22 protein-coding genes are annotated in these 22,899 nt (G+C 37.0%); 15 read left to right on the top strand and 7 right to left on the bottom strand.

Annotated features, from left to right (window positions below):
- Nucleotides 1-4: 4 nt before the first annotated feature.
- Nucleotides 5-562: a TlpA family protein disulfide reductase gene (locus CRO15_RS18850; RefSeq protein ID WP_097047413.1), complete on the bottom strand. Its 558-nt coding sequence runs from the start codon at nt 560-562 to the stop codon at nt 5-7.
- A 134-nt stretch (nt 563-696) separates the two neighbouring features.
- On the opposite strand from CRO15_RS18850, the gene CRO15_RS18845 reads away from it, so the two are divergent.
- The 15 genes from CRO15_RS18845 to CRO15_RS18775 all read left to right on the top strand — a co-directional run bounded on the left by CRO15_RS18845 (nt 697) and on the right by CRO15_RS18775 (nt 14,752).
- Nucleotides 697-1,143: a MarR family winged helix-turn-helix transcriptional regulator gene (locus tag CRO15_RS18845; RefSeq protein ID WP_097047412.1), complete on the top strand. Its 447-nt coding sequence runs from the start codon at nt 697-699 to the stop codon at nt 1,141-1,143.
- Between the two features lies 1 nt (nt 1,144).
- Complete coding sequence (locus CRO15_RS18840) at nt 1,145-1,777, top strand: NAD(P)H-dependent oxidoreductase (RefSeq protein WP_097047411.1); 633 nt, start codon at nt 1,145-1,147, stop codon at nt 1,775-1,777.
- Nucleotides 1,778-1,817: 40 nt separating this feature from the next.
- On the top strand, nt 1,818-2,390 hold the full coding sequence (locus CRO15_RS18835; protein ID WP_097047410.1) for a YceI family protein: 573 nt from the start codon (nt 1,818-1,820) through the stop codon (nt 2,388-2,390).
- A 243-nt stretch (nt 2,391-2,633) separates the two neighbouring features.
- A complete protein-coding gene (locus tag CRO15_RS18830; protein WP_097047409.1) occupies nt 2,634-4,031 on the top strand; it encodes an anthranilate synthase component I family protein in 1,398 nt (465 codons plus the stop codon).
- Between the two features lie 2 nt (nt 4,032-4,033).
- The gene (locus CRO15_RS18825; RefSeq protein WP_097047408.1) at nt 4,034-4,600 is read left to right on the top strand and encodes an anthranilate synthase component II; all 567 of its coding nucleotides are present in this window, start codon (nt 4,034-4,036) and stop codon (nt 4,598-4,600) included.
- 86 nt (nt 4,601-4,686) lie between these two features.
- Nucleotides 4,687-5,679: an anthranilate phosphoribosyltransferase gene (trpD, locus tag CRO15_RS18820; RefSeq protein ID WP_097047446.1), complete on the top strand. Its 993-nt coding sequence runs from the start codon at nt 4,687-4,689 to the stop codon at nt 5,677-5,679.
- A complete protein-coding gene (gene trpC / locus CRO15_RS18815; RefSeq protein WP_097047407.1) occupies nt 5,679-6,464 on the top strand; it encodes an indole-3-glycerol phosphate synthase TrpC in 786 nt (261 codons plus the stop codon). The genes trpD and trpC overlap by 1 nt, the downstream gene beginning before the upstream one ends.
- Entirely contained in the window at nt 6,461-7,090 is a 630-nt protein-coding gene (locus CRO15_RS18810; protein WP_097047406.1) for a phosphoribosylanthranilate isomerase, read from the top strand. Before trpC ends, CRO15_RS18810 begins: the two co-directional genes overlap by 4 nt.
- The gene (gene trpB / locus CRO15_RS18805; RefSeq protein WP_097047405.1) at nt 7,087-8,268 is read left to right on the top strand and encodes a tryptophan synthase subunit beta; all 1,182 of its coding nucleotides are present in this window, start codon (nt 7,087-7,089) and stop codon (nt 8,266-8,268) included. The genes CRO15_RS18810 and trpB overlap by 4 nt, the downstream gene beginning before the upstream one ends.
- A gap of 36 nt (nt 8,269-8,304) precedes the next feature.
- The gene (locus CRO15_RS18800; protein WP_097047404.1) at nt 8,305-8,559 is read left to right on the top strand and encodes a GIY-YIG nuclease family protein; all 255 of its coding nucleotides are present in this window, start codon (nt 8,305-8,307) and stop codon (nt 8,557-8,559) included.
- Between the two features lie 72 nt (nt 8,560-8,631).
- Entirely contained in the window at nt 8,632-9,402 is a 771-nt protein-coding gene (gene trpA, locus CRO15_RS18795) for a tryptophan synthase subunit alpha (protein WP_097047403.1), read from the top strand.
- A 31-nt stretch (nt 9,403-9,433) separates the two neighbouring features.
- The gene (locus CRO15_RS18790) at nt 9,434-10,930 is read left to right on the top strand and encodes a M20/M25/M40 family metallo-hydrolase (protein WP_097047402.1); all 1,497 of its coding nucleotides are present in this window, start codon (nt 9,434-9,436) and stop codon (nt 10,928-10,930) included.
- A 167-nt stretch (nt 10,931-11,097) separates the two neighbouring features.
- On the top strand, nt 11,098-11,520 hold the full coding sequence (locus CRO15_RS18785; protein ID WP_097047401.1) for a LytR/AlgR family response regulator transcription factor: 423 nt from the start codon (nt 11,098-11,100) through the stop codon (nt 11,518-11,520).
- A gap of 80 nt (nt 11,521-11,600) precedes the next feature.
- Complete coding sequence (locus tag CRO15_RS18780; RefSeq protein ID WP_097047400.1) at nt 11,601-12,677, top strand: DUF418 domain-containing protein; 1,077 nt, start codon at nt 11,601-11,603, stop codon at nt 12,675-12,677.
- A 290-nt stretch (nt 12,678-12,967) separates the two neighbouring features.
- A complete protein-coding gene (locus CRO15_RS18775; RefSeq protein ID WP_165770005.1) occupies nt 12,968-14,752 on the top strand; it encodes a carboxypeptidase-like regulatory domain-containing protein in 1,785 nt (594 codons plus the stop codon).
- A 47-nt stretch (nt 14,753-14,799) separates the two neighbouring features.
- On the opposite strand, the gene CRO15_RS18770 is transcribed toward CRO15_RS18775, so the two are convergent.
- From CRO15_RS18770 to CRO15_RS18745, 6 genes are all read right to left on the bottom strand, one after another.
- A complete protein-coding gene (locus tag CRO15_RS18770; RefSeq protein WP_097047398.1) occupies nt 14,800-16,563 on the bottom strand; it encodes a tetratricopeptide repeat protein in 1,764 nt (587 codons plus the stop codon).
- 281 nt (nt 16,564-16,844) lie between these two features.
- A complete protein-coding gene (locus tag CRO15_RS18765) occupies nt 16,845-17,525 on the bottom strand; it encodes a uracil-DNA glycosylase family protein (RefSeq protein WP_097047397.1) in 681 nt (226 codons plus the stop codon).
- On the bottom strand, nt 17,525-18,250 hold the full coding sequence (locus CRO15_RS18760) for a PLDc N-terminal domain-containing protein (protein WP_097047396.1): 726 nt from the start codon (nt 18,248-18,250) through the stop codon (nt 17,525-17,527). Before CRO15_RS18760 ends, CRO15_RS18765 begins: the two co-directional genes overlap by 1 nt.
- 76 nt (nt 18,251-18,326) lie before the next feature.
- Nucleotides 18,327-20,873 (bottom strand): phosphoenolpyruvate carboxylase, encoded by a 2,547-nt coding sequence (locus tag CRO15_RS18755; RefSeq protein WP_097047395.1) that lies wholly within the window; start codon nt 20,871-20,873, stop codon nt 18,327-18,329.
- 146 nt (nt 20,874-21,019) lie between these two features.
- Complete coding sequence (gene yaaA / locus CRO15_RS18750) at nt 21,020-21,781, bottom strand: peroxide stress protein YaaA (RefSeq protein WP_097047394.1); 762 nt, start codon at nt 21,779-21,781, stop codon at nt 21,020-21,022.
- A gap of 87 nt (nt 21,782-21,868) precedes the next feature.
- Nucleotides 21,869-22,897, bottom strand: a complete 1,029-nt coding sequence (locus CRO15_RS18745) for an RluA family pseudouridine synthase (RefSeq protein ID WP_097047445.1) — start codon at nt 22,895-22,897, stop codon at nt 21,869-21,871.
- Between the last annotated feature and the right edge of the window lie 2 nt (nt 22,898-22,899).

The raw sequence follows: 22,899 nt of genomic DNA, 5'->3' as shown, positions 1-22,899 counted from the left end.
AACCTTAGTTCATGAATTTGTTCAACTCTTCATTTAATTCGTCGTAGGTGAAACCCTTTCCGTAAAAACGTCGTTTATTCTTATTATATATTAAAGTGGCGGGAATACCTCCCCCCCAATCCTTATCAATTTTTGGAATCCATTCGTTTTGCTTTGGATCGTCCAGAATAATAACTTTCGATTTTATAGCTTTCTTTTCAACAAAAGGTTCCAATCTAGATTTCCACATAGAAGGCATATCAAGACTAACCAAGACAACTTCAACATTATTATCTTTCTGCTCCGCGTATACCTTTTCAAAATAAGGAAGTTCCTCAATACAGGGCTTGCACCACGTGGCCCAAAAATTAATGATATAGGTTTTATCATCTTTTTTGTGAAGCAGAGGCTCCAGACCTTCATAATCGTAAACAGGAAATTTCACCTGCAAATTGTTTTCAGTCTGGACTTGTGCATATTCTGGTGACACTGAAGTTTCTTCTCCATCTTTTGCTTTTGCTTTTTCACCACAACCAGATACAATCATTAAAACCAAAGCTGCACAAAACAACAAGTATTTCATTATCTGAAATTTAGAGTATTAAAAATAGCTAAAGGTAGTTCTCTCGGTAACTTTTTTAACAAAATTTTATCTGTCAAAAATAATGGTTTATAAACTTATCAACATACATTTGTATATACAATTGTTGTATCGACATGAATGTAGAGCAAATTATTAAAACCGAACGAAGGCTACCCTTAAAAACGAGGACGATGATTCATTTGGCATTGGTCAGCAACAAAATTAACGAGCGATTTACTATGGCACTAAAGCCTTTTGAAATATCCCAACAGCAGTTTAATGTGATGAGAATCTTGAGGGGTCAGAAAGGAACACCTGCCAACCTAAGCACCATTAATGAGCGAATGGTCACCAAAATGAGCAACACCACTCGATTGGTCGACAAACTTATAACAAAGGGGTACGTAGAAAGACAGGTTTGCGAATCCAACAGACGAAAAGTGGAAATCCTAATAACAGAAAAAGGCAAAACAATTTTACAAAAGCTTGATGAAATCATGGAAGATACTGAAAACAAGATCCTTAATGATTTCAGTCAAAAAGAATTAGAAATATTGAATACCCTATTAGATAAATTTTAAAATGAACAATATCCTAGAAAATAGAACATGGCGTTATGCCACTAAAAAGTTTGACAGCACAAAAAAGATATCCAATGAAAAACTGGAACTCATACTTGAGGCCACAAGATTGAGTGCCTCTTCTTATGGACTGCAACCCTATCATTTTTTTGTAATATCAAACGCAGAAATTAAAGAAAAACTTAGACCTGTTTCCTGGGGACAATCTCAGATTACAGATGCATCTCATATAATAGTTTTTGCCAATGTTACAGATTTTGGTGAAGAGTTAATAGATAGTCATTTGGAAAATACAAGTACCACAAGAAATATTCCTAGCGAAGGACTGAAAGGCTATGGTGATTTCATGAAATCCAAACTATTGAATCTACCAGAAGAAACCAAGAGCGTTTGGACATCCAAACAAACGTACATTGCGTTCAGCAATATGATACAGGCCGCTGCAGAGTTGAAAATTGACACCTGCCCTATTGAGGGTTTCGAATCTGAAGCCTACAATAAAATCTTAGGCCTTGAAGAAAAAAACCTAAATGCATCCGTGGTTTTGGCCATAGGTTACCGCTCAGAAGAAGATGAAACACAACACTATGCCAAGGTGCGCAGATCAAAAGAAGAATTATTCACTTATATATAAACCCTAATTACATTTTTTAAACAATAATTTAAGTACAATCATGAAAAAGACAATTTTAAGTTTAGCGTTGACCACCGTTTTTGGTCTTTCAGCAATCGCCAATCCTATTGATGGAGAAAAGAAAACAGTAAAGACTGATAAAAGTACCGTTACCTGGAAAGCATACAAAGTTGGTGGCTCCCATACAGGTACCATCAATCTTAAATCAGGGGCATTGGAGTTTGATGGTGAAAAACTGGTAGGTGGCGAATTTATTGTTGATATGACCACCATTAACACCACAGATTTGCAAGGAGATTATAAAAACAAGCTGGATGGACATTTAAAATCGGACGATTTCTTTTCCACAGCTGCCAATCCAACAGCAACATTGGTGTTCACTAAAGTAGAGCAAAATGAAAACAACTTGTATGATGTAACCGGAGACCTTACTATTAAAGGGATTACCAAGTCTATTCGCTTTGACGTGTCTATTGACGGTAATAAAGCAACTGCCACTTTGAAAGTTGATAGAATAAAATACGACATAAAATACAAGTCAGGTATCATTGGTACCGCAAAGGACAAGTTGATCCATGATAATTTTGACCTTGTGGTCGATTTACAGATGTAATCAACTTTAGTTTAGTGTTTGGAAATCCCGTTCGAGACTTTCTTGAACGGGATTTTTAATTTCACAAAACAATATTTGGAAGTTAAAATTTCCTTTTTATCTTTGGAGCAATGAATTTAAGAAAGGAAAATACTTGGTGGTGGATCAACTTACGTCGAATATCGTGAGCTAGTCCTTCATACCCAATAAATAATAAAAGGCTTGTCATCACGACAAGCCTTAATTTTTTCAACCAATTTGAAAATGAAATATCAATTAGAAACACATTACAAACAAATTCTGGCCGACACCATTACCCCGGTCAGTGTTTATCTTAAAATCAGGGATAGGTTTCCCAATAGCATCCTTCTGGAAAGTAGTGACTACCATACCAACGATAATAGTTTTTCATACATCTGCTGTAACCCCATCGCTTTCATTAAGGTGGAAAATGAAATAATCACACAACGATTTCCAGATGGAACTAAAGAAGAATTATCAATAACTCCAGATGTAGATGTCACCACTGAGATTCATCAATTTGGACAAAAATTCTCCGTTCCCAGCAATGGTTTTAAGTTCATCAACAATGGCCTCTTTGGATATATGGCTTATGATGCCGTTCGCTATTTTGAAGATGTGGAAGTTTCTAAAAAGGAAGATTCGGTACAAATACCAGACATTTATTATGCAGTGTACCAAAACATCATTGCCATCAACCATTTTAAAAATGAAGCCTATCTCTTTGCCCATTGCTACAATACAGAAAGTAATGTGGATGAAATAGCACAGCTCTTCAATGTACGCAATTTTGCTTCCTATAATTTTTCAAAGGATGGAAAGCCTACCTCCAATCTAAAAGATGAAGAATATAAGGAGCACGTAGCGTTGGCCAAAAAACACTGTCAACGTGGCGATGTATTCCAATTGGTACTCTCCAGAAGATTTTCGCAAGGTTTTAAGGGTGATGAGTTCAATGTATATAGAGCGCTACGCTCCATAAATCCATCCCCATATCTCTTCTATTTTGATTATGGTGATTTTAAAATCTTTGGAAGTTCTCCAGAAGCTCAACTTATTGTAAAAGATGGCAAAGCCGAAATACACCCCATTGCCGGCACATACAAAAGAACCGGAAATGATGAGCAAGATGCTGAGTTGGCTAAAAAATTGGCACAAGATGATAAGGAAAATGCTGAGCATGTAATGCTTGTAGATTTAGCTCGAAACGATTTGAGTAGAAATGGAAATACCGTTAATGTGGAAACCTATCGCGAGGTTCAATATTTCTCCCATGTAATTCACCTGGTATCCAAAGTAACTGGAATGAAGAAAAAGGACAGCCCAACCATGAAAGTAGTTGCAGACACCTTTCCAGCTGGAACATTGAGTGGCGCCCCAAAACACATGGCCATGCAACTGATTGAAAAATACGAAAAAACAAGTCGTGCTTACTATGGTGGGGCTATTGGGTTTATGGATTTCAAGGGCAATTTTAACCACGCCATTATGATTCGCACCTTTTTGAGCAAAAACCATCAACTGCACTACCAAGCTGGAGCTGGATTAGTTGCCGCCTCCGACCCTGAAGCTGAATTACAAGAAACCTATAATAAATTGGGCGCCCTTAACAAAGCGCTGGAAATTGCTGAAACCATCTAAACATGGGAAGAAAGATTTTAATGATAGACAACTACGATAGCTTCACCTATAATTTGGTGCACTATTTGGAAGATTTGGATTGCGATGTTACGGTAAAACGAAACGACCAGTTAACTATTGGGGATGTTGAGCCGTTTGATGAAATTGTTTTGTCGCCTGGACCAGGAATTCCAGATGAAGCAGGTTTGCTCAAAGAAATCATCCAAACATATGCGCCTACCAAACGTATTCTGGGGGTTTGTTTGGGCCAACAAGCTATTGGTGAAGTGTTTGGGGGGACCTTAGTGAATTTGGAACAAGTCTACCATGGAGTGGCAACAACAATTTCAGTAACCAAGGAAAGTACAATTTTCAAGGGACTACCCGAACAGGTTGAGGTAGGGCGTTACCACTCATGGGTTGTTCATCCTGATTTACCGGAAAGCTTGGAAGCAACCTCTGTGGATGAAAATGGACAAATCATGTCCTTAAAACACAAAACATACGATGTTACCGCCGTTCAGTTTCATCCCGAATCGGTATTAACACCAGAAGGAAAACAAATGCTAAAAAATTGGCTGGACAAATAATTTAATGTCATTCCTGCGAAAGCAGGAATCCAAACTAATTCTAAAATAGATTCCGCATCAAGTGCGGAATGACAATAAACAAAAAGATGAAGGAAACTTTAAATCGATTGATAAATCACGAAATCTTGTCCAAAAGTGATGCCAAGCAAATCTTGGTCAACATTGCCAAAGGAGAATATAATACATCACAGATTGCCGCTTTTTTAACGGTATATATGATGCGAAGTATTACCATTGACGAACTGGAAGGATTCCGAGATGCCCTTTTGGAACTATGTTTGGCTGTGGACTTGGCCGAATTCAATCCAATAGATTTGTGTGGTACGGGAGGTGACGGCAAGGATACTTTCAATATTTCCACCCTTGCATCTTTTGTGACCGCCGGCGCAGGAGTTAAAGTTACCAAGCATGGCAATTATGGAGTATCCTCTAAATGCGGAAGTAGCAATGTCATGGAGTTTTTGGGCATCAAGTTCAGCAATGAAGCCGACTTTTTAAAGAAATCTATTGATGAAGCTGGAATCTGTGTTTTACACGCTCCCCTATTTCATCCAGCCATGAAAAATGTGGCGCCTATTCGAAGGGAGTTAGCTGTAAAAACTTTCTTTAATATGCTGGGACCTATGGTAAATCCGGCCTTTCCAAAAAATCAGATGGTCGGGGTTTTTAATCTGGAGCTGGCCAGAATGTATGGTTACCTTTATCAGAACACGGATAAAAACTTTACCGTACTCCATGCTTTGGATGGATATGATGAAATCTCCTTGACCGGAGACACCAAAACTATCTCTAACAATTCCGAAGGCATATTATCTCCTGTTGATTTTGGGGTACAGAGAATTTCCCAAGCAGAAATTACCGGTGGGGATGATGTGGCTCAATCGGCGCAAATATTTATGGACATTATGCAAGGCAAAGGCACCGAAGCCCAAAACAATGTGGTCTGCGCCAATGCCGGTATTGCCATTGCAACTGTAAGTGACATCAGTCCAAAAGAAGGCTTTGAAAAAGCAAAAGAGTCCCTATTAGGTGGAAAAGGACTGGAGACATTAAAAAAACTTCAAAAGCTTAGTGCTTAATGAACATTTTAGATAAAATAGTAGTTGATAAACGTAAAGAGGTTGATTTAAGAAAATCGCTGATTCCTATTTCCCAATTGGAGCAGTCCGTGCTCTTTGAAAGAAAAAGTCCCTCTTTAGCTAAGGCGTTGCGAGAAAGTACTTCTGGAATTATTGCCGAACACAAAAGGCGTTCACCTTCAAAGTCTGTTATCAACCAGAGTTTAAACGTTCAAGATGTAGCCAAAGGCTATGAAGCAGCTGGAGTCTGTGGAATGTCCGTTTTAACAGATAGCAAATACTTTGGAGGTTCATTGGACGATTTATTGTTAGCAAGAGCAGTCACAAGCATTCCATTACTTCGTAAAGAGTTCATCATTGATGAATATCAGATTTTGGAAGCCAAAGCACATGGTGCGGATGTCGTTTTATTGATTGCCGCCATTTTGACTCGAGATGAAATCAAAACACTTTCAGAAACAGCGAAAGGTTTGGGGTTAGATATACTTCTAGAAGTCCATAATGAAGAAGAATTACATAAATCTATCATGCCGAGTTTGGATATGCTGGGAGTGAACAATCGAAACTTGAAAACCTTCGAGGTAAGTTTGGAAACCAGCAAATCACTTTCAACTCAAATTCCAGGTGATTTTGTAAAGGTTTCCGAAAGTGGCATCAGCTCTGTTGAAGCCATAAAGGAGCTTACGCTATATGGTTACGAAGGATTCTTGATAGGAGAAAACTTTATGAAAACCGACAACCCTGGTGAACATGCCACTGCCTTCATAAAAAAATTGGAATCATGAAGTTAAAGGTCTGCGGCATGAATTATAATCCATTAGAGGTAGCCCAACTGCAACCCGACTATATGGGTTTTATCTTCTGGGAACCTTCTTCACGACATTTTGATAGAGAAATGCCAACACTGCCGGAATCCATCAAAAAAGTGGGAGTTTTTGTTAATGCTACTGTTGAAGAAGTTTTGGAGAAAGTGGAAAAATATGGTTTGGTTATTGTCCAACTTCATGGAAATGAAGGTCCAGAGTTTTGCAAAACTTTAAAAGAGAATGTTCCTTCCACAAACATTATCAAGGTATTCTCCATCAAGGACGATTTTGACTTTTCCATCCTAAAAGAATACGAAGAGGTGTGTGATTACTACCTGTTCGACACCAAAGGCAAACTCCCTGGTGGAAATGGTTATGTTTTTGACTGGTCCATTTTGAACAATTACCCTTCCACCAAACCCTATTTTTTAAGTGGAGGAATTGGATTGGAAAGCATGGAAGACCTAAAGTCTTTTCTTAAAAATCCTGCATCAAAACATTGCAAAGTAATTGATGTAAATAGCAAGTTTGAGACAGCACCGGGATTAAAAAACATTGAACAACTTAAAGAATTTAAAAAACTATTAACTGAGAACCGCATATGAGTTATCATGTTGACGAAAAAGGATATTACGGAGAATTTGGAGGAGCGTTCATCCCTGAAATGTTATATCCCAATTGCGAAGAATTACGACAAAACTACATCCAGATTATGGAAGAACCTTCCTTTCATGAAGAGTTTCATCAATTATTAAAGGATTATGTGGGTCGTCCCTCCCCACTCTATTTTGCAGAGCGGTTATCCAACAAGTACAACACCAAAATCTACCTGAAAAGGGAAGATTTAAATCATACTGGTGCGCATAAAGTAAACAATACCATCGGTCAGATTCTCATGGCCAAGCAATTAGGCAAAAACAGAATCATAGCTGAGACAGGAGCAGGTCAGCATGGCGTTGCCACGGCTACAGTTTGTGCTTTAATGGGTATTGAATGTGTGGTCTACATGGGCGAGATTGATATAGCCAGACAAGCTCCTAACGTTGCCCGTATGAAAATGTTGGGCGCTGAAGTTCGCCCGGCACTATCTGGCAGTAAAACCCTAAAGGATGCCACCAATGAGGCCATTCGTGATTGGATCAACAATCCCGTGGATACGCATTACATTATCGGTTCAGTAGTAGGACCACATCCCTACCCCGACATGGTAGCCCGTTTTCAATCTGTGATTTCCAAAGAAATCAAAGCACAATTGCTCGAAAAAGAAGGTCGTGAAAACCCTGATTATGTGGTGGCATGTGTCGGAGGCGGGAGCAATGCCGCTGGAGCTTATTATCACTTTTTAGATACTCCAGAGGTTGGTATCATTGCTGTTGAAGCTGCTGGAAAAGGAATTCACTCAGGAGAAAGTGCTGCCACCTCGGCTTTGGGTAAAGTAGGCATTATCCATGGAAGCAAAACCTTATTGATGCAAACGGAAGATGGGCAAATCACAGAACCCTATTCCATCTCAGCTGGATTGGATTATCCAGGTGTTGGTCCTTTACATGCCCATTTGTTCAAATCTGGTCGGGGTGAGTTCATTTCTATCACTGATGATGATGCCATGAAAGCAGGTATGGAGCTTTCAAAATTGGAAGGTATTATTCCCGCAATAGAATCATCCCATGCTTTTGCCATTTTAAAACAGAGAAAATTCAACCCTTCTGATGTTGTTGTCATAAATCTATCTGGAAGAGGTGATAAAGATTTACAGAATTACATTGACTATTTTAATTTGTAGGGACTGTCATTCCTGCGGAAGCAGGAATCCAAAATAATGATTAAGAATGTCCATCAATATTACGTTTATATACTTACCAACAAAAAGTATGGGACACTGTACGTTGGTATGACCAGTAATTTGGAAAGAAGAATTTTTGAGCACAAAAACAAATCAATAGATGGTTTTACTAAAAAATACGGACTGGACACACTGGTATATTTTGAAACATATCAATATGTTAATGATGCTATTTTGAGAGAGAAAAGATTGAAAAAATGGAATGATTTAGCATTCGACTGGTTTGATTGATGGATTCCGCATCAAGTGCGGAATGACAAAACAACCTTGATTCATTTTAAAGTAAAAAACAAGACATAGAACATGACGATAGAAAATAGAATTCAAAAAAAAATACAAGAAGACAAAAAACTACTTTCCATATACTTTACGGCTGGGTATCCCAACCTAAATGATACGGTAAAAATCATTAAAGATTTGGAAAAAAGCGGTGTGGATTTGATAGAAATAGGCCTTCCATTTAGTGACCCACTGGCCGACGGCCCCACTATACAAGAAAGTTCCACGGTAGCCCTAAATAATGGGATGCATTCAGAGTTGCTCTTTGAGCATCTCAAAGACATCCGTAAAACGGTTTCCATACCATTAATTATTATGGGATATTTTAATCCCATGTTTCAATATGGCGTAGAAGCATTTTGCAAAAAATGTCAAGAAATAGGGATTGATGGTCTTATCCTCCCCGATTTACCTTTAGATGTGTACCAGAATGAATACGAACTGGTATTTAAAAAATATGGACTGATCAATGTGTTTTTGATTACTCCTCAAACTAGTGAAGAGCGCATACTTGCTATCGATAACGCTTCTGATGGGTTTATATATATGGTGAGTTCAGCTAGTACAACTGGAGCTAAAAAAGGTTTTGGAAAAGAGCAAAAAGCATATTTTGACCGAATCTCAGAAATGCAGTTGAAAAACCCGCAGATAGTTGGTTTTGGGATTAGCAACTCTCAAACCTTTGATCAAGCGACCGAAAAAGCAAAGGGAGCCATTATTGGTTCTGCGTTTATAAAACATCTGACCCAAAAGGGAACTGAAAAAATAGCTGAGTTTGTAGCGGGAATTCGTTAATTTCGACTTTGAAATTATCGAAACCTTAATTATGAAAAAACTCATCTGTTTTTTTACCTTATTAATATCATTTTCACCTTATGCCCAAGATTCAACTGCCGTTAAATCGCAAGTGGCCAAAGCCATTGAGGAGCTACGAGACTTTATCTCCATCCCTAATGATGCTTTAAATGCGGATGACATTGATGATAATATCCTCTGGTTAAAAAGAAAGTTTGGGGAACGCGGTTTCAATACGGCCGTACTGGAAACAGAAAACTTGCCGTTATTTTTTGCAGCACTTCCTATGGAGGACACCAAACCTACAATGCTATTATACATGCATTTTGACGGTCAGGCTGTTGATCCTTCCAAATGGGATCAGCCAAATCCATATGAAACCGTACTAAAAGCACCTGATGGAGATAATTTTAAAACCATTTCATTTGAAGGGTTAAAAGAAGATATCAATTACAATTGGCGCTTATTTGGTAGGTCAATATCAGACGACAAAGGTCCCATTATTATGTTCTTGAACGCTATTGACCTTTTAAAAAAAGATAGCAAGGAAATCCCATTCAACATTAAAGTAATCTTGGATGGTGAAGAGGAAAAAAGTAGTAAACCTTTGCCCAAGGCTGTAAAACAATATCGTGAGCTACTGCAAGCTGATTTTTTGGTAATTGCGGACGGACCTCAACATCCCTCTGAAAATCCAACAGTTATATATGGATGTAGAGGAATCACAACCTTGACATTAACAACATATGGTCCTATTAAACCTCAACATAGTGGTCATTATGGCAACTATGCCCCAAACCCCGGTTTTCAATTGGCCCAACTATTAGCTACTATGAAAGATGCTAATGGAAAAGTAATCATACCAGGTTACTATGATGGAATTTCTTTAGACAATTCTATTATAGAAGTTTTAAAAAGTGTGCCTGACAGTGATGAAGAAATCGCCAAGAAATTACAATTTAAATCCGCTGAAAAAGTAGGGAGTTTTTATCAAGAAGCATTGCAATATCCATCTTTGAATATTAGAGGGTTGGGTTCTGGATGGATTGGCCAAAAAAGAAGGACCATTGTTCCTGAAAGTGCTACGGCCGAACTGGATTTACGCTTGGTGCCAGAAACTGATGGCAACCGACTAAAACAATTGGTCAAAAGTCATATTACCAAACAAGGATATCATGTATTGGATCATATCCCATCCAAAAAGGAACGTTTATCTTATGAGAAAATCGTGACCGTTGAAGAAGGCAATGTAATGGATGCATTCCGTACAGATTTAGAAAATCCCTATGGTAAATTTTTATCCAATACGTTAAAAGATTCCTTCGGAAAAGATGTGGTCCAAATCCGAATAACTGGCGGTACGGTTCCAATCGCTCCTTTCATCAACGAATTAAAGATCCCTGCCTTCATTATACCTATGGTGAATCCTGACAACAATCAACATAGTCCTAACGAGAATTTGAAGATTGGGCAATTAGCATATGGTATTAGAGCGCTTTATGGAATATTATCTTCAAAAATGGATTGACCAAGAGGGGTTATTCCATCAAATGCAGTTTAATTCGATAAGTAAATCACTGGTTATCAAGAGAATCATGTAAATCATGATTTCATCCCCATCAACCTGCAATTCAACCCCATTTTTCCTAAAACACCAATAGTGTGCTTAAATTCATAGTACCCAAACCACTTACTATGAAGTATACAGCGCTAGTTATTGACGATTCTTCCATTCAGCGATTAGCTACATCAATTTTGATTAAAAATCATCCCGATCTAAAACTAATAGGGTCTCATGAAAGTCCGTACGAAGGAATCAAAGCTATTTATGACCACAAGGTTGATATGGTATTTTTGGATGTACTTATGGATAAGGTAAACGCTTTTGAGTTGTTAGACAGTATAGAAATCAATACCGCAATTATTATGAATTCAACATGGGCCAATTTTGCCAAAAAAGCCTTTGATTATGGTATTGATGATTTTCTAATGAAGCCCATGCGTAAAACGAGATTCGAAAGGGCAGTATCCAAAATCATCAACGAGATTGAATTAAAACGAATAAAACCCGTTAAAACTTATACTGTGTTAAAGCGATTTTCAAGCTTGGAAAGTTAACTATTCAAAAACTTTCTGTAACACAAACCAAAATTTTGATACTCATCATTGATTTTCTTCAGGTATAATAACCTTAATTGATGAAAGAACGAATAATTGGAATAGATGTAGCAAGATCATTGGCCATTATAGGGATGATCATTGTTAACTTCAAAATTGCATTTGGCGACCATGGGAATCCATTCTTAAAATCCTTTGTACAACTCTTTGAAGGTAAGGCAGCTGCAATTTTTGTTGTACTTGCGGGAATTGGGATTGCTTTCATGTCAAATTCGGCACTGGCAAACAATAACTTGTCCAAGCTTAGGTTAACGCGAACAAAAATCCTGAAAAGAGCCTTATTTCTATTCGTCATCGGATTACTGTACACACCCATTTGGGAAGCTGATATTCTCCATTTTTATGGCATTTATATGCTGGTTGCATTACTGGTTCTTGGGAGATCAAGTAAAATGGTATTTTGGTCTGGACTATCCCTTGTTTTTATATACCCAATACTCCTTTCCGTAATCAATTACGATATAAACTGGGATTTCCAGACTTTTGAATATTACAATTTTTGGACTATCCATGGATTCCTAACCAATTTATTTGTGAATGGATTCCATCCTGTGATTCCGTGGGCAGCTTTTATGCTGATTGGCTTATGGTATGGAAAACAAGATTTGGGGAATTCAAAATTTATAAACCGTTCTATTGGCATCAGTTTGTCCATCTTTTTAATGACACTGGTTCTTTCCAAACTTTCCATATTCATACTAGCTGAAGGAAATCCAGTTATGGAAAATGATTTAAAGCAAATTCTAGGTACAAGTCCAATGCCGCCATTGCCTTTTTATATGTTAACCAGTGGCAGTTTTTCCATTTTTATGATATCCCTTTGCATTGTGCTTGCCAAAAAATTCAAAAAGAGTCCCATCATTCAACTTTTAAAGAAAACTGGACAACTAGCCTTAACATTTTATGTAGCTCATGTTGTCATTGGGATGATGATAATCTACATACCCGACCCAACCAAAATGGGAGGTTACACCATTAATTTTTCTTTCATATATGCCTTGGTCTTTAGCTTTCTCTGCATTGTTTTTGCTCATTTCTGGACCAAATTCCATAAGGTAGGGCCTCTGGAATGGGTAATGCGCAGTATAACAAAGTAAACATCTTAGCTTTTAAAGTCAGCAACGACTAGTTTCAAGGCATATAGCTCAACCCATCAGAAAAATATCAAGGTCATTTTGGCCATTACCATTCATAAGTAACAATGTCTCTAATGTTAGCATTCTTTTATCTAGCTAGTTAATCACAAAGTCTAACATACAGATTCAATAGATTTTAACATTTTCCCTTTCTACCGCCTACAATTTGACTAAATATAAAATAAGTGTCAATAAATACTTATTTTAGAGTCAATGTAGTTGATTACAAATTATGTTCGAAAATTAATACCGTGCAAAAAGTCATTCATATTATAGCCTTAATAATCTGCTCAACTGGCTTAGCACAGTCAAAAATTGATGGTTATATTTTTGACAATGAATCCAACGAAGCTTTACCCTACTGTACAATTAAGATTTTTGGTTCAATAACGGATCATCTTATTACAAATCAAGATGGTAAATTCAGACTCGATAACATTCAATTAACCGATTCTTTAGAAGTTAGGCATCTTGGTTTTATAACAAAAACAACTACACTTTCTTATTTCAAAACAGATTCCATATTGCATTTGGAGATGGATGTCTCCGCCTTAGACGAAGTTGTATTGACCGCAAATGAGGACACTGAGTATCCATATAAATTATTAACCGATGTAATTAACCAATATCGCGAACGAAGAAGTAAAACTATAAGTAGAGCCTTTCTAAAATTAACGTCTTCTGCAAGGAATATTCCTATAGAACAAGTAGAAGGTTTTTATAACAGTGAACATAGTTTAGCGGAAGGCATTCTGGATCTACGAATTAAAAGTGGACGTTTTGGGCAAAACAGAAAATTTACTTATTACAGTTTGGACAATACCAAAATTCTAGCTGATTTTCAACTTTTTGAAACTACCAACCAGATACTACCTCAGTATCCAGGTAACATGAATTATGAGGCTATTAAAAGAAAATATAAAGTAAAAATTGACGATTGTCCTACTTGTAATGATCAAGAAGTATCAGTTTCATTCTACCCCAAAAAAGCGAACGGCAGATTGTTTCATGGCAAAATTCTATTGGACCACACAACATTGAGCATAAAAAAAATAGAGCTGGATATTAACAACCCAAGCACCAAAGCATTGTCTTCAATAAATGAAAATGTCAAATTAACTCCAAAACAGATTCAACTAGACATTGTCTTTAATCCATTGGATTTTTTTAAAATCCAATATTATGATTATTCTTTTCAAATGAACTATGAGTACGAAAATTTTTCTGAAGTCATAGATTCCAATACATTTCTGTACTTGTATGATTACAACACTTCTTTTGAAGAACCGTATTTCACCCAGAAAAAATCTTTCAATAACGATTATGATAAAATAATCGCCTTGCAAGCATCCAATGATTTTTGGAACATGAATTATCAATTCCCCAAAAGTGTCAATGACAATAGGACAACAAATTTTCTAAAAAACAATGGGTATCTGATCAACTACAATAATTACATACCCTTAAATGATATTAAATATACCGACCTCTCTGTTATTGTATGGAAAAAAGGCGAGCGCCTAAAGTGGCAACACCTTTTACAACATTCTTCCTCAAATACTGACGAATTGAGTACATCAGTGGCAAAAAGAGATTTGACTGTTGGCAAGTCTTACGATTCGCCCCTTAGTGCCCATAAGGATCGCTTTACAAAAGATAATAAAATCAAACTTTTTATTAGTTATATGGTAGACCGTTTTGTTGACAAGGAGGGTAGCAATAAAACGGTAAGTAGAACTTTGTTGGATATTGAATCTTCCCAGTTTGGTAATAATCGAACGAGAGATAAATTGGCCTTTGTTAACATGGCTTTTGACATTTATGAAATTTATAGGCAATTAGCCAATTCACGCATTAAGGATCAGATGAACTTTGAAGAAGCAAAGGCAATATTTGACGAGGTTTACCAAGGGGCTTCCATAGAAGTGAAAAAGATGCGAAAGGAAACTAATGATGGTGCTAACCCTCAAGGTATGACAAAGTGGAACAATAGGATAAAGGCCAAACTAGGTGTAAACAATTTAGCTCTTGATTAATCAACATTTTTCAGAAAATCTTTTTTTTTCAATTCATTATATGAAATTCAGTTCCCTAAAATTGCCAATTTGGTATTGATGGAAAAAAGCCCGGTGCCTGCATACTCCGGAGTCAATTTAAAAAAACGAAGTACTTTACGTTGCGTAGGGAGTCCAAAATCAAAAAATACGGACACTTTTAAAAAAGTGGGTTTGTCCTCTTGTGCATTATAGTTTCGTAAATTCAATTGCCACTCTCCTTTTAAAACATCTTCTAGGAAAAACTGGGCCATAGAGTAACCTCTTTCCATTTCACCATTTCCACTCATGTTAGGTTTATCAAAACTATTCCAGGTATAAGACAAAGACTCAGGGTTTATTAGCTGAAACCCAATATCAATATTGGGGTTACTCCACGTAGTTACAATCCGGGTTCGGGCAATGGTAATTCCGGCCTCTTTTTCCATTGCTTCTCGGTCTAAGCTACTTTTAGGTTGTAACATGTTGTTATGGGAATTAATTGTCATATACCTGTCTGCGCCACTTTTTTCAAAAGGAATTTTACTTTCATCCCTAAGCTGTTTGTACCTTGTATAGATTTTAGATGCATTTTCATAACTCTTCATGTCCATATAAGCTTCCGAAACATCATAATAGGATTGCGCAGAAATTGAATCGAGTTGTAAAACTCTAAGAAATACCTCCAGAGCTTCTTCCTGTTTTCCCAAGCTTTCATATCTGTACGCTAGAGACCTTAGTACTGGAACATTATCTGCAAAATTGTCCGAAACATCTTTTAGCAGGTCATTGGCAAAATTGTTATTCTTCCATCTGCCTCTAAAATAATAAGCTAAATCTAAAAAAAAGGTTGGATCATCACTATAATACTCTTTGGCTCTTTTCAATGTTCCCATTGCCTGTAATTCATCAGGGGCCACACCAAATACATCCATATAGTCAGGGGTCATTGGGATATACCGTTGATTTTCGGCAAAAAGATTGGACAGACTATCCTTCATTTTAGAATTATCATATCGTCTTACAATCCCACGTCCGTCTATTTTACTCTGGGCTTTTGTATTAATGATAACAACACCTCCAATGCCATTCTGTCCATACCGTGATATCGCCGCATTGCGTTGAAGAACAGCTATACGATCTATGTCATTTGCAGACAGGTATGTAGGAGCTGTTTCTAGTAGAATCCCATCCACATCAAAAACAGCCTTTCCTGCTCTACTAACAGAACTATCAATAGATGTAAATGCAATTCTTCTCAGATACACCTCAACATCTGGTGCAGAAGGAGGTCTGACCACTCTCATTCCAGGAACAAAGTTTTTCAAAGAAGTTAAAAAATCCGTCCCTACATTAATTAGGCTTTTCCCATCAATAATTTGGATAGCCGACGAGGATCTATCTTTATCAAGAATTCCCATCGAGGTTTTTATAAGACGCTTGTTGTCATCATACTCAACCAAATAATCTTTCTTTTTTTTACGTCTCTTTTTCTTTAGGGTTACTCCCTCCAATTTGGTAGTTGTTGGTGATAAAACCACGTTAATTTCTTTTCCATCTTCTGGAATAGTTAATTCTACACTCCCATAGCCAACTGCAGAGCATACCAAAATCTCATTGGAGAATGTTAGAAGGGAAAAACTACCATCTTCATTAGATTGTGTGCCTCGGTTGGTTCCCTTAACTAAAATATTTACATCAGGTATGGGGGTTTCCCAAACATCTGTTACTCTACCAGAAGTTTGTGTTTCAGAGGTTTGAGCATATGATGTACTAACAAATAGGATAAGTAAAATGGAGAGTATGTTTTTCATTCATTAAAGATGTAAATTATCCTTTTTGATTATACTGTATTCGTGATTAGCACCTTTAAATTTAGGAAAAACCTACCTGTTTCCAGCAAACATTGTGGAAAGTGTTTTAAATAAAAGCCATTGTGAGCGTATTGAATATAATCTTCTAGTTTATAAATACTAAAATAGACATAAAAAATTCTAGCTTTTGGATTGCCTGATTTCAGGAGAAATCGAACTTAAAAAAGAACAACCTCTAAAAACATTTACCTTTTGAAATATTTTCAAGTTTAAACAACTCACTATTCAAAAAACTTTCGATACTGCATCACCCTAAAATCAAAAGTGTTGAATTTGGAGTTTTTGGTTTTTAGATCTTTATACAATTGAAGACTTCCAATAGCGCGATTGGCAGCACCTGAAGGGGCTGTAAGGGAAACTGTTTTGACAATTCTGGATTTCTTGGTGCTCTTTGAAATCAGAGGTATGTCCAATTCATGAACTCTCGGTACTTCATTGGAAACGATTTCCAATTTTAGTCCGTATTCCTTTAATTGCTTTCTGAAGAAGTATTCTGGACCATTTTTGCTATTTCCACCCATAAAAAGAATAGTCTCTATGTTTGGGTATTCCTTAAGATACCCCACCAAATCTCGAAGCTTTACATTTTGCATTCCCAAATCGGAGGCATCAATTTTCTGTCGTTCTGCACTATCAACAATGTCACAAACCGCTATTTTTTGTTGAAGCAAAAAGTTTTTGCGCTGTTCTGTAGCTACTTGGGTAGTTTCAAATTTAAGGTCCAACCCAAAAATCCTATCCAGAATTGGCCAAAGCATTCCATTTCTGCTGCCATAACAAAAATCCACATCATCATCTTTTAACTCACCAGTAGTAAAACGTGGAGGTGGTAAAGTCCCAACAATCAACTTTGTGGCTTCCGGAAATAAGAACGGTTTGTACGGATGGGTATGCTTAAACATTATGCAAGTAACGATAATTCTTCTTTCGACTTTTTTATCAAATCTCTATTTAAGCGATAGCTTTGCTTTGACATGTTCTCCGATTCAGAAACTATTTCTTGATATACCGTTCTTCCTTCTTCCAACTTATTATTTCTTATCAAGAATCTTGCAAGCTCCAGCCTTTCCATAAAATTTGAATAGGGAGCATCAAAAGTTCTTAAGATCTCTTCTGACTTAACAATATTTCCTCCTTTTTCTAAAGCCATTCCATATAGAAAGGAAGCATCTGATTTTCTAAAACTAGAATTCTGATCAATCTTCTTTGCATATGAGATAGCATTTTCAAAGTCAGAAGAAAAGTAATGTGCCTCGACCAATTTGGAAATCACATAAAAATCATTGGAAAAAACGTCCTTAAGTGAAGCTTCATAATTGGTAATAGCCTCAGCATACATTTTTTCATCCAAATACGCATCGGCAAGGGCAACCTGATTTTCAAAAGTTGAGGAGAATTTGAATTTCTTTTCTAAATCTTTAATCTTCTTTGAGGGGTTTATTGCTGTCGCTAAACTTTCCTGAACTTTTTCAATATCTCTTTTTCGAAAGACATTCATGAACAAGTATAAAATGGAACCAATGACCGGAATAAAGATTATAGCCATTATCCAATAATAGCTGTTTCTATTAGAATAGCAGTGATAAACACAAAATCCCTGAAGGGCAATGATTAGATAGTATTGCATTGCCTAAAAATAAAAACTATGTACTTAAAATCAAGAAAAATTATTCCAGAAGGGTATTAACCATCTACAACTTTCATTATGCAGAGTTCCTACTTGCGTTAATATTCCCATACAACGACCTTGTAACTATTTTTTCGTAAAGTTCTTTGTATTCCGAGCTTTGTGTGATATGATAAAGTGCATTCTGTTGAATTACCAATAGTGGTAACACAATCTTTTCCCTAATGTTCACAGATTCACGAGAAACAGCCTCATCTTCCATCAATATCTTTAGTCCGGATATTTGAAGGAGCATCTTCTTGGATAGCAGGAATTCCTCGTTCAGCACATCCCAAAATTCACCAAACTCCTGATCATCTTTCATATAACTGGTGAGGTTAAAGTTGGTTTTGGCCAAAGACATCATACTGTTAAGCATTAAAGCTTTAAAGAATGGAACTTCTTTGTACAGTTTTTTAACTTCCATCAACCTTCCTTCATCCTTGAGTTTTTGCAAAGCAGTACCCAATCCAAAATAACCAGGGACATTTTGTTTTAGCTGACTCCAGGAACCAACAAAAGATATGGCCCTTAAATCAGAAAGCTCCAACTGTTTTTTGTTCCCTCGTTTTCCAGGTCTACTGCCAATATTGGCCTTTGTGTAGTATTTTAATGTACTACGATGCTCCAGATATGGAATGAATTTTTCGTGCTGCTTCAGATTATTATAAGTGGTGAAGCTCAACTCGGATAGTTCTTCAATCAATTTTCGTTGCGCATCCGAAATTATATGTTCCTCACCAAACAGATTATTGCTTAAACCAGCCGTGAGCAGTTGCTCTGAATTGTGCATAAACTGCTCCTTGGTACCATAGGTACTGGTAATTGTTTGCCCTTGTATGGTCAATTGAATTTCATGATTGGCCACATCTTTGGTTTGTGCAGCATAAAAACGGTGGGTTTTTCCTCCTCCACGTGCTGGTGGACCTCCTCTGCCATCAAAGAAAATGGCTTTGATATCATTCTCTTTGCACACCCTACTCAAAGTTTCTTTGGTTTTAAGGATGGACCAATTGGCTTTTAGGTAACCTCCGTCCTTGGTTCCATCTGAAAAGCCCAACATTATAGTATGTGTATTATTTCTTCGTTCTAAATGTTGGCGATAAATTGGTGTATTGAACAAGGTTTGCATAACCTCTTCCGAGGCATCCATACCTTTCATGGTCTCAAAAAGTGGGATGATATCAAAAGTGATTTCATCCAATTTCCATCCACACCATCTAAACAATCCAAAAACAAAAAGGACCGCATAAATGTCTTCGGAATTACTGATGATATATCGGTTACATCCTTCCTCCCCATTTTTAGCCTGAACCTCTTTTAGTTGTTGAATATTGATTATGGTATCTTTTACGATTTCCTCATTGAAATTGGAAGAATCAAGTTCAATGTCTTTATCCAAAAGCCATTGTAACAATTCCTTCTCATCCAATTCTTCAATATTTTCCTTAATGGCTCCCTGTTGTTTCAGGATAGTTTCAACCACCAATTTATGTTTGCTATGATCCTGTCTAATGTCCAGTGTGGCAAAATGGGTCTTAAAAATATGGACCTTATCAATAAACTGGTCCAATTTGTCCAAATACAGTTCATGGTAATTGGAAATCAATTTTTCACGAATCCCATTAACATGCTCAATAATTTCCTCATAACCAATGCTTTTGGTAGCATCAAACATTGCTTTGTACAACTTATCACTCAAAGCATTCAAATCACTTTGAAGTCCCTTAAAAGTTAATTTCTTTCGCAGTTCCTTTAGCTCATTGTAATAACATTTCATCAAGGTCTGCCTGAGCTCATCCGCTACTTCTTTGGTAATATCCGCTGTAACAAACGGATTCCCATCTCGGTCACCTCCAGGCCAAAATCCTAGCTTTAAAATATTGTAATTGTCAAAACCTTCATCCCTAATATTGCTTTTCACGTACTGAAAAAGCTCTCCAACGGCGTCATAATATGTGTTACGTAAAATATAAATGATGTTTTTGGCCTCATCTAAGGGTGTTGGTTTTTTAGCGTTTACCAAAGAGGTAAGTCCCAACTGCTGTAAGGTCAAATCTATATCATGAATTCTGTCTTCATCAATGAGTGACCTTAGTTCTGCAATAATATCCAACACTGCAGGAGTATAAAATTGGGTTGGGTGTGCCGTAAGCACAATCCTTGCGCTAAAAGTGGAAAGTTTTTTAGAAATATTGTCCCAGTTTTTAGTCCGGTTTACCAATTCAAAGTAATCTTTTATGGATAATGAATTGGTATATTCCTGTAATTTTGGAAAAGCGGAATCTTCAACACTATCATACAAAACAACCTGACGCTCCACATATTGTATAATTCTAAACATGAAATCCAAACGTTCACGCTCATCTTTAATCTCAACAAAATGGGTAAAAAAATGTTCCAGGATTTCTTGCGGATTCTTTCCTGCCTTAAGTCCCTTCTCACATTGTTCAAAAAGAAGAGGAATCAACATACCTACGTTTTCAATATTTCGATAGGGCAAGTTTAAAAAAAGGCTATTGTAGATATTGAATTTATTGGTTACCGATTTTTTAAACTCTTCAAGGCGTCTAGATTGCTGCATGGATTCTTCGGTTAGTGTGTTGTGTTACTCATTGAGCCTTCAAAGGTCGTGATAAATGCCGAACTGCCATAGATATTTTAACTGCATCACAATTTAATGCCTTGTAGTCTTCTTACCTAACATCTTTAGTTTACGATAGTGGAAATTTAGCGTACAAACACGGGTTGATTTTCCTTAAGGGTATGTTCAGCACTGAACATATATCCATCATAGTCAAACCCTTCAATGTCATCTAAGGTTTGAGCATCTTTATCAAGAATATATCTAACCATGGAGCCACGTGCCTTTTTCGCAAAAAAGCTGATAACCTTTAATTTATCATTTTTCCAATCTTTAAAAATTGGTGTAATAACAGGTACTTTAAGTTTTTTCTCATCAATTGCACCAAAATATTCGTTACTGGCAAGGTTGATGAACAGTTCCCCTTCTTGCAATTCAGCATTGAAATGTTCCGTTAGCTGCTTTTTCCAAAATTCATAAAGATTTTTCTTCCGTGCCACTTTCAATTGGGTACCCATTTCCAACCTATAGGGTTGAATCAAGTCCAAAGGCTTCAAGATTCCGTATAATCCTGATAATATTCGAAGGGTATCCTGCAATTTATCCAACTTATCATCAGGAATGGAATAGGCATCAAGGCCCCTATACACATCACCATTGAAAGAAAACACGGCCGGTCTTGCATTTTCTGGAGTAAATGGTGGTGAAAATTGTTGATTTCGTTGCCAATTGAGTTCGGCCAAATTTTCGGAAATGGACATTAATTTGGACAGTGCCTTTGGTTTTTTCTTAACCAAAACTGCATTGAGCTTCGTGGATTGTTCCAAAAACTCTGGCTGAGAATATTTTGATGTAGGCAAAGCCGTTTCAAAATCGAGTGACTTGGCAGGAGAGATAACAATTTTCATCAATTTAATTTTTAGTAAAAATAACGATGTAATTGGATTTTTGACAATTAAGCCAAAAGGTGTTATCAATCTTACAATTGAGGAAAACTATTGTTCGCTATGTTTTGCATAGTTTCTCCATTTTTCTATGCAATTGACCATATCCTCAGGCAACTCTGAATCAAACTGCATAAACTTTCCGGTAACTGGATGTTCAAATCCCAAGGTTTTGGCATGAAGTGCCTGCCGTGGCAGTATTTTAAAGGCATTTTCCACAAATTGTTTGTATTTGGTAAATGTGGTCCCCTTTAAAATCTTATCCCCTCCATAACGTTCATCGTTAAAAAGTGTATGGCCAATATACTTCATGTGCACCCTTATTTGATGCGTTCTCCCAGTTTCAAGCCTGCAAGACACTAAGGTCACATAACCCAATCTTTCCACCACTTTGTAATGGGTTATGGCCTCTTTACCCTGATCTCCTTCAGGAAAGACCATCATCTGCAATCTATTCTTTGGATTTCTTGCAATATGCCCTTCAATCGTTCCTTCATCATCTGCAACATTGCCCCAAGCCAACGCCAAATATTCGCGTTCGCTGCTTTTATCAAAAAACTGCTTGGCCAAATGGGTCATTGCAGTTTCCGTTTTTGCAATGACCAAAAGTCCCGAGGTGTCCTTATCTATTCTATGTACCAAACCAGGCCGTTCAGAACTGTTCTTTGGTAAATTATCAAAATGATGTACCAATGCATTGATCAGTGTGCCTGAATAATTGCCATGGCCAGGATGTACCACCATTCCTGCAGGCTTGTTAACGACTAACAAGGTGTCATCTTCGTAGACTATATCAAGTGGAATATCTTCTGGGGTCAGTAAAAATTCATACGGAGGATGTTCAAACATTACTTTGACCTCATCTCCGGCCTTCACCTTGTAATTTTGTTTTACAATGGTCTCATTTACCCAAATATGACCTTGTTTTGCCGCTTGTTGAATTTTGTTTCGGGTAGCATTTTCAATAAAGTTCATCAAAAATTTATCTACCCGCAGCGGTTCTTGACCCTTGGAAGCTACAAACTTATGGTGTTCAAAAAGTTCGTCTTGAGATGGCTCTTGGTTTTCCGAAGCACTCATCA

Origin of the sequence: Flagellimonas pacifica (assembly GCF_900215465.1) — a bacterium.
Classification (GTDB): Bacteria; Bacteroidota; Bacteroidia; order Flavobacteriales; family Flavobacteriaceae; genus Flagellimonas; species Flagellimonas pacifica.
The sequence above is the reverse complement of the archived record's forward strand: the minus strand, read 5'-3'. Positions and strand labels throughout refer to the sequence as shown.